The following is a 13,726-nucleotide window of genomic DNA, read 5'->3' as shown; positions in this document are numbered from 1 at the left end:
ACAGATGAAGCAATGGCACATATCATTCCTGACAGGAGAAAGCGCAGCTTCAGTAATATCATCCTGGGAGAAGCTTGGAGATCAATTATTTCAATACATTGCTGACCCTGCGGTATGGACAGGATTTATCCTTATTTTAGTAAAGGTAGCCTTTATTTTGTTAGGTGCAAGAATTATTATTAAGCTGGCCAACAAGGCTCTTGAGCATGTAATGGTGGAACGAGAACGAAACCCGCTGAATCTGGATCGCAGGCGGACCAAAACGATCGGCAAGCTGCTGGGCAATATAACTTCTTATGTTGTAAACTTTATTATGATCTTAATGGTTCTGAATCAATTTGGTATTCGTTTGGAGCCCTTATTGGCTGGTGCCGGGGTAGTAGGTTTAGCTATCGGATTTGGGGCACAGAGCTTGGTGAAGGACGTAATAACCGGATTTTTTATCATTTTTGAAGATCAATTTGCCGTAGGAGATGTTATTCAAACGGGTACTTACAAGGGAACAGTCGAAGAGATTGGACTTAGAATCACTCGCGTTAGAAACTGGACGGGTGAGGTTCATATTATTCCGAATGGTACGATTACCCAGGTAACGAATTTTTCAGTCAATAACTCGATTGCCGTTGTGGATGTATCAATCCCGGCAGATATGAATATAGACAATGCGATGCAGATCTTGAAAGATACCGTTATGAAAAATTACGAAAATAACGTGAATATGGTCAAGGAGCCTGAGGTATTGGGTGTACAAACGTTAAGCGCTTCAGAAATGATTATTAGAACGACGGTCGAGTGCAAGCCTAACAGCCAGCTGCAAATATCACGCGAGCTAAACGCAGAGGTGAAGAAGGCGCTGGACAAGTATCGCCTGGAAGTAGCTAGCTCAAGGGGGGATTAGCATGGAAAGAAAGCAGTATCAATTAGGGGATATTGTGCAGATGAAGAAGCCGCATCCCTGTGGAACCAACGAGATGGAGGTCATTCGTCTGGGGATGGACATCCGTATCAAATGCGTAGGCTGTAAGCACAGTGTACTTGTGCCTCGCGCCAAATTTGAAAGCAAGCTGAAAAAAGTGCTGCGTTCCAACCCGGATGCGGCTTCCCATGAGGGTGAGGATTAGCTTCAAGGCTGTTATAAAAAAAAATCAGCCAGGGGGTTGCAAAGTATCTCTTGGCTGTGATACAATAGCAATTGTCCGATTTTCATGGAAAGGTACCCAAGTGGTCCAAGGGGGCTGACTCGAAATCAGTTAGGCGTCGCAAGGCGTGCGTGGGTTCGACTCCCACCCTTTCCGCCATTTTCGTTTAAGGTCCGCTGTGTGCGGTTCATATACGGTAAGGTACATAAGCTAAATAAGCAGTAGAAAGAAGTCTTTTACGATTCAGGTCGTGAAAGGCTTTTTTTGTCCCGTTGTGAATATCTTTGCAGTCATCCGAAATTGTTAACATTGGGGATAAGATGGAGTGTGATGTTGTACACATGTGGATAACCAGACTAAACATGAAATTCAGCTACCTATTCACATATCCACAAAATGAATCCACAATGATAAAAAATGGGCTGCAGCACAAAAAAGACCACAGATCATAAAGATCCGTGGTCTTTTTTGTGCTGCAGCCTTTTGGAGAGGAATTATTTGCTGTCTTTCTTAGCGTGAGATCCGTCGCAGTTGCCTTCCGTGTTTTGAGTGTTACCACATGCACATTTACCCATTTGTGTAGCCTCCTGCCTATTTGGTTTTACTTATTGTTAAGTATAAATCATTCACTTACTAAAGTAAAGTTTGTTATAAAAAATAAGTATATGAGAACGATTATCCTTCTCAACAAGATAAATAACCGACGGAGCTAATGCCTGACCCTTTTTCTCCATGACAAACGATCGATCACGTAGCCAATAAGAGTCCAAGATAAAATAGTCGTAGTATAGAGAAGAGTCATGCTAACTCTGGTGTAGGTAAACAAAGAGTAAATCCAGGCGGGGATGCTAAGACTGTAAAAAATCATATAGACAGGGTCCGAATCGTGGCCAATCATGTGCATCAGGCACAGTGCGGCTCCTATAGCTGTCAAGAGCAGGGTATAAGTGTATCTCATAAGGATGCTCCTTTAATGTTGTTATGGGCCTCTACACCCCCTTTAAAGCCGTGTGTGCGGGTGTAGAGGGCTTGACCTACGCTTTTCTACGTATCCACTTGCGGTTATGGTTGGAGGTTTGCGGGAAAGCCTCACCTTTCGCCAAGGTAATGATTTGGGGATCATTGATGCCCATGTGAAAATCATTTTCTCCGACCTCGATGTACTTCCCGTCATTGGGAGCTGTATCACCTGGACTGAATTGACGCCATTCGCCCATCGTTGTTAGACCTCCTTACGAAGTATATAGATAGATTGCCCCGCAAGTGCTCAAGTCATGACGATAAATATTGCCAACTATCCCTTTTGGGGACATTAAGAAGAAGCATTTGAACTTGCACTTGTTATTGTCCTCACGTTTTGATATAGTATTACAGTGCGAGTTTTGAATACTATTTAATTGCTCGCTCCTTGCTCCGATTGACTCTTGTCGATCTGTGGAGCCGTTTAGTCCAAAAGGAGGTGAAACCATGCGCAAATATGAGATTATGTATATCATTCGTCCGGATATCGAACAAGAAGCTGTTCAGGCTACGGTTGAAAAGTTTCAAAACATCATCAACAACGGTGGAGAAATTACGAAGCATGATGTAATGGGTAAGCGCCGTCTTGCGTATGAGATCAACAAGCATCGTGATGGCCATTATGTGTTAGTTAAGTTCAACGCTAACAATGCGGTATTGACCGAGCTTGATCGTGTAATGAAGATTTCTGATGAAATCATTCGTTTCCTGATCACACAAGATGTAGCGTAAGCAGTACGAAATGCTGTAATTGACATGCTGGGAGGGTTTAGATTGCTAAATCGTGTGATTCTGATCGGAAGGCTTACTAAAGACCCTGAATTGCGTTATACTCCTGCGGGAGTAGCTGTAACTACGTTTACACTAGCTGTGGATCGTCCTTATGCGAACCAACAGAAGGAACGGGAAGCAGACTTTATCCCTGTTGTGACATGGCGTCAGCTTGCTGAAACATGTGCCAACTATCTGCGTAAAGGTAGACTTGCCGCAGTAGAAGGCAGAATGCAGGTGCGTAACTATGACAATAACGAAGGTCGCCGCGTATACGTGACGGAAGTCGTTGCTGATAATGTACGTTTCCTGGAATCTTCCAATAGTGGTGTAGGAAATCGTGAAGAAGGAATGGGCGGCCGTCAAGATCAAGGCTATGGTCAACAGCGTAATGCTGGACCGCGCGACAACAATCAAGATCCATTTCAGGATGACGGAAAACCGATTGATATTTCCGATGATGATTTGCCATTTTGACGTAGAAAGGACTGAATAAACGAATGGGTTTTCAAAGAAGAGATAACAATAGCGAAGAACGTGGCGAACGCAAATTTGGCGGCCGTAAGGGTGGCAAAGGCGGAAAACGTCGTAAAGTATGTTACTTCACTGTGAATAAAATTACTCACATTGACTATAAGGATATCGAAACTCTGAAGAAATTTGTAAGCGAACGTGGTAAGATTCTTCCGCGTCGTGTTACAGGTACTTCTGCTAAATACCAACGTGCATTGACAATTGCGATCAAACGCTCGCGTCAAATCGCATTGCTGCCATACACAACGGAATAGTTAGGTAACGATTCCCCAAAAAAAGCTGTCCCCAAGTCGTAATGACTCGGAGGCAGCTTTTGTGTTTTTACATATACGAAGGACGGAGTACTGAGTTTTTATAACAGGATTTTACTCGGTACGACCCCAAATTTCTTTTTGAAGCATCTACTGAAATAGTACGGATCGGCATAACCTACACTTTGTGAAACGTCGACGATCTTGAGCGATACCGATGTTCCATGAGGAACATCCTTCAACAATTCCATGGCCTTATCCAGCCGCATATCTGTCAAAAATTCAATAAAGGATTTCCCTGTTTCCTTTTTGAAAATATGGCTTAAATAACTTGGATTCACGGATAATTCCCGCGCCGCTTGCTGCAAGGTGATGGACTCCTGAGAGAATTGGTTTTCGATATATTCTTTTGCTTTGATCACAATGTCAGAGCCTCTACGGCGCGGAAGCTGATCATCCAGCTCTCTTAATACAATGTCATCAAAAAAAGTAACAAGCCACTGCTGCATACTGGTGACGGTCTCCAGACCTTGCATTTGCCGAAACAGAGGGTGGCGGTCTGTCATCCAGCCTATAGGAAGAGTCCCGCCTTGCTCCAGGATGGCTGTGTTGCCCAAAGAAATACATTCCATCAAAACAAACAACGCCGTTTCTTTACTCGCACGATTGTTGATAAGCTCCAAACAGCTTTCATCGATTTTATGAACCACTTCTTCACGATTTCTTTGACGAATGACCCTAAGCCACTCAACCCGGTTCAGAGGTGGAGAAAATATGGCATCCTCGGAGTTGATTTGTTCATCGGTATAGGCGATAACCTGATTGCCCCCATTGATGAACTTTTGCTTTAAAGCATGAACACTTTCTGAATAGGAAAGGTGCACCTGACTCAAGCTTTCATATGTTTGTCCAAAAGCCAAAGTAATGCGAAGCTTCATTCTATGATCAATAAAGGTTCGGGCATGCTCGCAAAGCGTATACAGCTCGGAGTCTGTAATCTGTGGGAAGCCGGTCAAAACGACGACGTGGTTGTCCTCTCCATCAATGACCTCACAATAAGCTCCGCCGGTCTCCAGACTTTCCTGTAAAATATTTTTAACCGCAAATCGCCAAAGCTGGCGCTCTTCCTCTTTGTTAAACCGATGGTTTAATTGATCAATCTCTGCCACAATGACTACATAAACAGGACTTATAGGAATGTGATAGTACTCAGCTTGACGCTCTAGTATTTCCGGCTGAACGGAAGGCTCATGAAGTAAAAGCTGGCGGACAAACTGATCCTTGATAAGAGGCTTCGCTCGCTCAGCCTGCTCCTTCAGCGTTGTCAAATAGTCGGTGTCTTCTGATTCCCTGTCCAGATTGCCCCGAATTTCGATTAATGCTTTCATCAGTTCATCTTCGTCGATCGGCTTCAGCAAATAGTAAGAGGCTCCTAAGCTTACGGCCGCTCTCGCATATTCAAAAATATCATAGCTTGTAATAAAAATAACTTTGGCCTCAATGCTTGCAGTTCTTAATGCTTCAACAAAATCGAGTCCTGTCATACCTGGCATGTTAATATCAACGATAATTAAATCATAATGATGGTTGTGCGCCAATTCCAACGCTTGGGAGCCATTCTCAGCTTCATCCTCAATCACATATCCGAGCTGAGTCCAATCGATCAAATGGATAAGAAGCTTGCGAAAATAATACTCATCGTCCACAATCATTACGCGATAACAGTTAGTTGTCATGAACTCTTTACAGACCTTTCTGAAAGTCCTTTTTTGTCAAAAGCAATAGGTATTCTCAGCTGTACTTCCACACCTGATCCCATGACCGAAGAGATGCTAATACCATAACCCGGGCCATATCGGAGCTGAATACGTTCTTGTATATTGCGGATACCAAAGCTGGATAAATCAAGCTGGCTCTGTTCCCGATGCCATATATTGGCGAGCTGCTCCTCATTCATCCCCTTACCGTTATCCTTGATGACAAAGCATACAACGTCAGCGTCATCCTTGGTTTCAATGAACCCCGATATTTTGCACAATGCACCTGTCTGCTTTTCTCTTAATCCATGTTGAATTGAATTTTCGACGAGCGGCTGCAGCAGCATATTCGGTATGCGGCAATTTTCTATCTGGCTATCAAAGTCAATGATATAATCGATATGACTGTATCTGATCGTTTGTATGTATAAGTAGCTTTCCAGGTGCTTCTTTTCCTGTATGACAGGGATAAGCTCTTGGCCTTTATTGAGCGACATCCGGTAAAAGTCACCCAAAGCTTTGACTACCTTACTGATGTCATGTGCCTTCGTCATCAATGCCATGGAACGAATCGTTTCCAAGGTATTATATAAAAAGTGAGGTTTAATCTGCGAGTACATCAGTCGGAGCTCCAAGCTCCTTTTTTGCTTCTCCTCTTGATTTACGGTGTCCATTAACCCTTGGATCTCTCCAACCATATCATTGAACTTATAAGCGAGCTGACCGACTTCATCTTTTGAAGTGATGGGTGATCGTGTGTCCAGCTTACCATCCCCAACAGCCATCATGGCGCGGCTTAACCTGATGATCGGTTTCGTAATCCAATTAGAGAAAACAATCGAAAGGACCAGGGCGAACAATAATCCCAATGCCCCGTAACCCAAAATAAACAGGGTGATTTTCCACTGATCCTTCATGAGCGCTTTGCTGGGCACCTCATAAACGATACGCCAATCCTTATTACTTAAAGCCTTGGAGGAAATAATCGTTGTTTCTTTGCCATTATCGAAGATTTGCGAGCTGTTGTCACTGCTGAATATCATTTGTAATTTCTCTTTCTCCAAGGTTGTCTGCAGCAAGCCCGGATCATTCGAAGAGATGATAGTTCCATTAGCATTAATAATCATCATCTTGCTTTGTATGCCTTCTTCATCGCTGCCATATAGCTTGGACAGTTTGCTCTCATCCATATTGATATAAATATAGCCCAGAGGGATACCATTGCTTATATTAATAATTCGTCTCCCAACGGCGAGCAAATGTATATGTTGAGCATTGACAAGAAAGGGGCTCTGAAAGGTTTCAATCCACACCGCTGATCCTTTTGCCTGGATAAGCTGCTCTCCCGGATAGATGGAAAGGTTGTTTTCAGTAACATTAGTTAAATTGTTGGTATAGTAGGTTTTATTCCCTTGAATCGACTGGATGACGACAGAATCAATGTACGGGCTCGATTCTACCAATGAAGTTAATCCTACATACATCAGTTGAATGTCTTCGAGGCTTTGTGGATCGGTACCGTCTGAATTCAGTACGGACTGGTAAGGCTTATTAATAATCGCCAGCTTGGAATAATTCTCTATATTATTAAATAAAGTGTTGATCGTGCTGGTGATTAACTCCAGCTTATGGTCGGAGCTGCGAAGGGCACGCTCCATGACCTGATTAAGTGTCATATTGTATAGAGTGATCGTAAGAAAAAGAATGCTGGGTAAAATGATTAGTATATTGATAATCTGAATTTTTTTGCGAATCGGCATGTCCTGAAAATATGTGATTGCTTTAATAAAATCCCCACCTATAAACGATATGCACGTAAATCAAAGAGGAGCTACCTATCATGCTGCTCCTCCTTCTGTATTCGGTAATCTATGCAGTTATCCTTTAATGTCACCTATCCAATAGATGGTATTGTCTATTTTAAGATAGAGCCAGCTGTAAAGCTTTTCTCCATTTGTTCACTAAAGTAAATATAAATGAGAATCAAAGGAATGGTTGAGATTAACATTGCTGCACATAGCGGCCCCCACTCCACACTATACTCTCCACTAAAATTCATCAAGCCCAAGGGGAGCGTACGGAGTGAAGATTTTTGAATAAAGGTGGCGGCCATAAGCAGTTCATTCCATACATGGAGGAATGTAAAGATTCCAACAGAGGCGAGTGTTGGCTTCAAGAGGGGAAGGACGACCTGGAAAAAGGTGCGAATAATCCCGTATCCGTCAATAAATGCGGCTTCCTCCAATTCCTTGGGCAAGCTACGCAAAAAACTTGAAAGAATAAATATGCCCACCGGAATATTGATAGTTATGTAAGGAAGAATGATCGACAATTGTGTCTTGAGCAATCCGAGATTTTTCAACAGTATAAACAGCGGCACCAATGTGGCGTGAATCGGAACCATGACGCCAGCAAGCAAGATGAGCAGCAATACATTATTGAACTTAAACCTCATCCGCGTAAGCGCATAGGCCATCATAGAGCTAAGCAACAGAACGAAAAATACGGTAATGACACCAACAATTAAACTATTTAAAAAGTTCTCGCCGACTTGCCCTTGAATCCAGGCAGATGAATAATTGCTGAACAGCCACACTTTAGGAAGGCTAAATATGCCGCCAAGTTGGATTTCGGAATTATTTTTAAACGAAATCAAGACTAACCAGGCTAAAGGAATCAATTGCAGCAGAGCGATAATCACCATAATCGTATATACACTGAGCTTCTTAACTGACTTTGAATTACGATCCCAATTCCTAGTGGAAGTAAAGGATGAAGAACTGTTTTTTTCAATTATCATATGGCATAAATCCCTCCTACAATCGAGCAACACTTCTGGAAAATAGTTTATTGATGAGCCAAGCGATTCCCATGCACTGGATTACCAGAAAAACAGCCAACGCACTCCCATAACCAAAATTCATTTTCAGGAATGCCTCCTGGAACATGCGCAGGGCGATAACCGTCGTACTATTGTCAGGCCCGCCGCCTGTCATGACATAGATTTGCTCAAATACTTTTAGAGAACCGACTACGGATAGAACTACATTGACTTTGAGCACATCGGCTAACAGAGGGATGGTAATGTGATACACCAGCTTCCAGCTTGTAGCGCCATCCAGCTTGGCAGCCTCGTAAATCTGCTCAGGGATGCTCTGAATGCCTGCGTACATAATCAGCATATGGTACCCGATATAATGCCAGACAAGGACAAATGCAACCGCATAGATCGCTGTATGACTATCGCCCAGCCATAGCTGTGCCCATGATCCTAATCCAATGGCTCGGAAGAAGCTGTTGATTAAACCTATGGTAGGATCGAACATTTTCCCCCACATCAAGCTAACCATCGTGGTTGACATGATAACAGGGAAGAAATAGATGTTACGGAACCATTTGCTTCCTTTAACCTTTCTGGAAACGAGCAGTGCCAATACAAAGGCTGACGGAAGCTGAAAAAGCAATGAGAAAAAAACGAAAATCAAGCCATTTTTGAACGCTTTTGCAAAATTCGGATCGTCAGTCATCATCTTCACATAGTTATCTATTCCGATAAACTTCATAGGGGTTACGCCATCCCATTGATGCAAGCTGTAATAGACGGTTTGGGCAACAGGGTATATAAAGAAAACTGTGAACAACAGTAAACCAGGCAATAAAAATAAACTTAGCACCCAGCGGTTCGATAAAGCTTTTTCCATGTAAAATCCCCCCTCTACAATTCTAGACATGGTAAAAGAGGCACTACCGAGGTATAAGTGCCTCTCAACATTCATCTATCGTTTTTTCATAATTTGTTCCATTTTTTGGGTAAACTCGGCAGCGGATAACGTTCCAGTGTATAGCTTTTGATTCAGATCGCGATATTCGTCCCCTACAGCGGCCGGTACCGTATCATACCAATACGTTTGAATAAATTTGTAGCCTTTGTAATCGTCCAAATATTGAGCATATGCTTCGTTGATTTTTTTATCCGGCTTAGCTTCTGTATTTGCATAGGATGGTTGACCGGATTTGACGAGCTGATCGTTAACCTTCAGAGAATATCGGATAGCGAATTCCTTTGCTTTTTGCAGCTGCTTGGATTGAACGTTGACGAATAAACCGTAAGGTGCGTTGTTCCGATCTCCTGTATTGGAGCTAAATGGATCTTTGGCTGCTCCGGTTTGTGGGAATTTGATATATCCGAGATCGTCCCCAAGGGCAGGGATCGCTTTAGCAAAAATCCAGGAGCCATTCATGATCATCAACGCTTTACCGCTATAAAACATTTCACGCGCCTCAAGGTCGCTATTTCCTAAAAACCCGGGTTGAAATGCCTTCTCGTTGACTAACTGAATGATTTTCTGAGCCGCATCCTCGAAAGGCTTATCGGTGAATTTACCTTCGCCTTTTTGCGCTTTGGCATAAGCGTCTACGTCTTCTCGTAGCACGAGCGTATTGTAAATCAAATCCCCCGGCCAACGATCCTTCCCGCCTAAAGCAATGGGAACGATATTTTTGGAGTTGGCAGCCTTGATGACATTAACAAGCTCTTCCCACGTTTTTGGAGGTTGAAGCCCCATTTCTGCCAACAGTTTTTTATTGTAAGCTAACACCTCGGATTGCTCTGAACGGTAGGGCATGGAGTAAACGTTACCGTCAGCCTCCTTAATCAGGCTGCCGTTTAAATATTTGGATTCGAGTCCAGTCGATTTCAACACATCGTTTAACGGTGCCGCCATTTTTGAATTCAATATTAATTCGCGTTCGGATCTGCCGTTATATTGTCCGAATACATCTGGCAGCTCATTGGCTGCAACTGCGACTTTGATTTTGGTCTTGTACGTTTCCGGATTAATGAACTCGTAATTCAACTTCAGGTTCATTTCTTTGGCTACCTCTTCGGCTGCCGGTTTTATATAATCGGTCGTATCAAACATCCATAGAGTCAGTGCCCCGCCTTCTTGAGCTGGTTTTTTGCCTCCATCCGTGGACGCTTCAGGTGTATGACCACATGCCGTAAAAATAAGTGTGCTGCTGCATATCAACAGCGGTACTAACATTTTCTTTTTATGAATCAAGTTGATTCCCCCTATGGCTAATGATGATTTTCGTTCGTTTCCTGTTCAAATTATAGTCATCCTGATATTTAAATTGAATGGAATATTTTTGGGCTCGCTCGTAAATATTTTGTTCGTTTTGTTTGGAAGCTATAGTTTCATACTTCATTAATTGATTAAATCAATAAAAAAAGCCGTGATATACACGGCCTCGGGTTACGTAAGGGTTACTGTTCGAGCGCAATCTTGAGTTTCATCCTTATGGTATCATCAAAATTTCGCGAAGCTCCTGCTCTGTTAACGTAGACAAGGCCTCTTGTCCAGGCTGAATGACTTCGTCGATCAGATTCTTTTTCTTCTGCTGCAGCTCATACATTTTATCCTCGACGGTACCCTGGGTGACGAGACGAATCACCTGTACAACGTTTTTCTGCCCAATTCGATGTGCCCGGTCGGCTGCCTGCTGCTCCACAGCGGGATTCCACCACAGATCGTAAAGGATGACCATATCGGCTCCAGTCAGATTCAGTCCGGTACCGCCCGCTTTCAACGAAATGAGAAACAGATCGCGCTCGCCCTCGTTAAATCGATTGCACAGCGCTACGCGCTCAGATGCAGGTGTGCTCCCGTCGAGAATTCATTAAATGTCTTGCGGCTCGGAAACAGCTCGGGAAATACGGCGTCGAAAATCGACCATAATTCCTCCAGCCTGTTCTCTACTGGCGTTCCCGTAAGCGCAAACCGGTAAACCGCCTGAATCGTCTTGACTGCCTTTGCCGTTTGCGTCGTATGGTTCTTGAAGAATTGAGCCTCATCCAAGATCAGTGTATGAAACGATAGCCGGGCATACAGCTCGATGTCCCGGCGCAGTAGCGGGTAAGAGGTAATGATGACATCCACCTGAGCATCAGGCGTAACCTTCAGCTTATTGCTGCGTTCCTCCTTGCTGCCGTCCACAATGACTGCACGCAGCTCGGGTGCGAATTTCTTAAGCTCATTGTGCCAGTTGTAAATCAGCGATGCAGGAGAGACGATGATTGCAGGCTGTTGTCGATTACGAATCTCCGGAAGCATGGATAGAATAAATGCGATGCTTTGCAGCGTCTTGCCGAGTCCCATATCGTCAGCCAGGATGCCGCCAAAATGGTAATGGGCCAACGTCCGTAACCATTGATATCCATAATGCTGGTAATCCCGCAGCACAGAAGACAGGCTGTCCGGCACAGGGAAATCCAAATGGTCCGGGTTACGCATATTTTCCAGCAGTCGACGAAACGATTTGCCGAGCTTAATGGCATTGCCTTGTCTGGGTGAGTCCAATAAATACATGCCGCGGAGCACAGGCAGCCGTATGTTAGGCCCCGACAACTCAGCTTTCTGGATACCGATTTCGTTCATAAAGCGAATGATTTCCTGAAACTCCGAGCCTTCGAGTGGAAGCAGGGAACCATTCGGCAGACGATAATATTTATGCTTCTCCTCAAGGGCCTGTAACAGCTGGCGAATATCCGAATCTGGAATTCCTTCCATCTCAAAGCGGAATTCGAGCCAATCTGTCCGTTCATTCATATCCACGGTTACTTTGGGAGCTACAGGGCCGCTGTGCAGCCTTGCCTTTACGGCAGAGGTTGCATATACATCAAGAAGCTTTTCAAGCTCAGGGACCGTATGATACAAAAACTCGTATTCCGAATCCTCATCATCCATAAAATACCCGGCATCGGTTTTGGCAAAAGGAGACTGCTCCATCAGCTCCAGAATGCGTCGTTCCTGCTCGCCGTCCCGCATCAGAATCCGGTCCGAACCGCGCACGGGGCCATTTGCTTCCAGAGGATTAATGACAATATCGCCATATTGAAATTCCAATCCGGCCAGCAGCCGCGATTTGACCCGATCCAAATACAGCTTGGCCTTTAAAGACAAATGTACAATACGTTCGGAAATCGCATGAGCAATGCTGACGCTGCCCAGCTTCATGAGACTGGGGATGACTTTCTCCATAAAAGCTTCCATTTGCTCCTGTGGAATCTGAATGTGGCGGTTACGAGAGTCGGCCAGTATATGCTTCAATTCCGAAAGCCGCTTGATCGAATTTGGCTGCACCTTCAACAGCTTTCCTTCGGACAGGACAAGACCATACGCTTCCATGACAGTCAAGGTTTCCATTCCTTGAACGTCCAACTGGTAGCCTTCTGCCTGTGCCTCATCGAACTCAAACTGGAGCGGGATAGGCTCGTCTGATACATGAACACCTTCAAAGATGCGGTTACCCTGATGGAGCTGTACACCAGGTGCCGCTGCAAGCAACGGGTAGAGAGACGCCCAGGAGAGCGGTGGGATCAGCAGCATCCGTTCACCGCTGGAGCTGCTGGTATGCATGGAGTAACCATTCAGCGTTTCTCGGTACATCTTTTCATTGTGATAAATCTCGATAAGCTGCTGAAGAATGGCAGCCTGCTGCTCCTGAATGCTGTGCAGCAGCGGATCATATATAAAATGCTTGGAAAACACATAAGCTTCCCGTTTGTCAAAGCGGTCAAGAAACTCTCTTATTTTTTGCACGATGTAGAGTCGTTTCGGACCTATTTTCAGCTCAATACCGAGCATATGCTTGCGATAGCTGTAGGTGAAAGGCCGACAAATGATTTCCATATCCAGCATCAGCCGTGTATGCATTAGAGATCGTGAACTGGTGGGCCGCAGTGGCTTCTCGCTGAAAAGATCGAGCATTTCATCCATAAGTCGCAGATCTGTCGCCGAGCTCCCCGAAGCTCTGCGCGAGGAGCTCCCGGAACGAACAGGTGATCGGTCTGAATGTTGGCTATCATGTATGTGCAGCAGCAAGGCGGCAATATGCTTACAGTAAGGATGCCGGGAATGTGAAGGACAGGTGCACTCGGCATCAATATCACCTTGCAGATCGATCTGGACCTTAGCCTGATAGAGGCGTGTTCCTTGAACCTCCGCTTCATAGATGCACTCATCGGTATTCTGTTCGATCAGCTTTACTTTATGGTTCTGATAGTAGGCCTCTCCATCCTCGTAGGCAAATCGGCCGCATAACAATTTAATAACCCCATGGGTCAGTTGAAAGCTCATAACAGAAATCCTTCTTTCTTTGCGTACAGGCTTGATGATCCGAATAGGGCTACATTCTATGATAACAGAATCGAACACAAAAAAAACAAAAGCCCTTTGTCCTTATTTTGTGA

General features: G+C 44.3%; 11 protein-coding genes, 1 tRNA gene and 1 pseudogene. 6 read left to right on the top strand and 7 right to left on the bottom strand.

Translation table 11 applies throughout. The annotated features are described in order from the left end of the window. The first annotated feature begins 4 nt into the window (after positions 1–4). From LRL21_RS10840 to LRL21_RS10830, 3 genes are all read left to right on the top strand, one after another. Positions 5–898, top strand: coding sequence for a mechanosensitive ion channel family protein (locus LRL21_RS10840; RefSeq protein WP_240415782.1), 894 nt, complete (start codon positions 5–7; stop codon positions 896–898). A 1-nt stretch (position 899) separates the two neighbouring features. Continuing rightward, positions 900–1,121 carry a DUF951 domain-containing protein gene (locus LRL21_RS10835; RefSeq protein ID WP_240415781.1) on the top strand — a complete coding sequence of 74 codons (222 nt, stop codon included), beginning with the start codon at positions 900–902 and terminating at the stop codon, positions 1,119–1,121. Positions 1,122–1,207: 86 nt separating this feature from the next. Beyond that, a tRNA-Ser gene (locus LRL21_RS10830) sits at positions 1,208–1,298 on the top strand. 875 nt (positions 1,299–2,173) lie between these two features. On the opposite strand, the gene LRL21_RS10825 is transcribed toward LRL21_RS10830, so the two are convergent. Beyond that, entirely contained in the window at positions 2,174–2,356 is a 183-nt protein-coding gene (locus LRL21_RS10825; protein ID WP_240415780.1) for a YjzC family protein, read from the bottom strand. Positions 2,357–2,606: 250 nt separating this feature from the next. Here LRL21_RS10825 and rpsF point away from each other — a divergent pair, with 250 nt between their 5' ends. The 3 genes from rpsF to rpsR are packed head-to-tail and all read left to right on the top strand — an operon-like array spanning position 2,607 to position 3,718. Beyond that, positions 2,607–2,891, top strand: coding sequence for a 30S ribosomal protein S6 (gene rpsF / locus LRL21_RS10820; RefSeq protein ID WP_091174410.1), 285 nt, complete (start codon positions 2,607–2,609; stop codon positions 2,889–2,891). 42 nt (positions 2,892–2,933) lie between these two features. Further along, positions 2,934–3,407: a single-stranded DNA-binding protein gene (gene ssb / locus LRL21_RS10815; RefSeq protein WP_240415779.1), complete on the top strand. Its 474-nt coding sequence runs from the start codon at positions 2,934–2,936 to the stop codon at positions 3,405–3,407. Positions 3,408–3,430: 23 nt separating this feature from the next. Next, positions 3,431–3,718, top strand: coding sequence for a 30S ribosomal protein S18 (rpsR, locus tag LRL21_RS10810; RefSeq protein ID WP_076237573.1), 288 nt, complete (start codon positions 3,431–3,433; stop codon positions 3,716–3,718). Between the two features lie 98 nt (positions 3,719–3,816). Here rpsR and LRL21_RS10805 read toward each other — a convergent pair whose 3' ends face one another. The 6 genes and pseudogenes from LRL21_RS10805 to LRL21_RS10780 form a co-directional block, all read right to left on the bottom strand. Further along, on the bottom strand, positions 3,817–5,451 hold the full coding sequence (locus LRL21_RS10805; RefSeq protein WP_240415778.1) for a response regulator: 1,635 nt from the start codon (positions 5,449–5,451) through the stop codon (positions 3,817–3,819). After that, on the bottom strand, positions 5,448–7,232 hold the full coding sequence (locus tag LRL21_RS10800) for a sensor histidine kinase (RefSeq protein ID WP_240415777.1): 1,785 nt from the start codon (positions 7,230–7,232) through the stop codon (positions 5,448–5,450). Before LRL21_RS10800 ends, LRL21_RS10805 begins: the two co-directional genes overlap by 4 nt. Positions 7,233–7,387: 155 nt before the next feature. Further along, a complete protein-coding gene (locus tag LRL21_RS10795) occupies positions 7,388–8,272 on the bottom strand; it encodes a carbohydrate ABC transporter permease (RefSeq protein ID WP_240415776.1) in 885 nt (294 codons plus the stop codon). 16 nt (positions 8,273–8,288) lie between these two features. Next, positions 8,289–9,173, bottom strand: a complete 885-nt coding sequence (locus LRL21_RS10790; RefSeq protein WP_240415775.1) for a carbohydrate ABC transporter permease — start codon at positions 9,171–9,173, stop codon at positions 8,289–8,291. A 75-nt stretch (positions 9,174–9,248) separates the two neighbouring features. After that, positions 9,249–10,535 (bottom strand): extracellular solute-binding protein, encoded by a 1,287-nt coding sequence (locus tag LRL21_RS10785; RefSeq protein ID WP_240415774.1) that lies wholly within the window; start codon positions 10,533–10,535, stop codon positions 9,249–9,251. 238 nt (positions 10,536–10,773) lie between these two features. Next, a pseudogene (locus tag LRL21_RS10780) lies at positions 10,774–13,613 on the bottom strand (DEAD/DEAH box helicase). Between the last annotated feature and the right edge of the window lie 113 nt (positions 13,614–13,726).

Source organism: Paenibacillus periandrae (assembly GCF_022458865.1).
Lineage (GTDB): Bacteria > Bacillota > Bacilli > Paenibacillales > NBRC-103111 > Paenibacillus_S > Paenibacillus_S periandrae.
The sequence above is the reverse complement of the archived record's forward strand: the minus strand, read 5'-3'. Positions and strand labels throughout refer to the sequence as shown.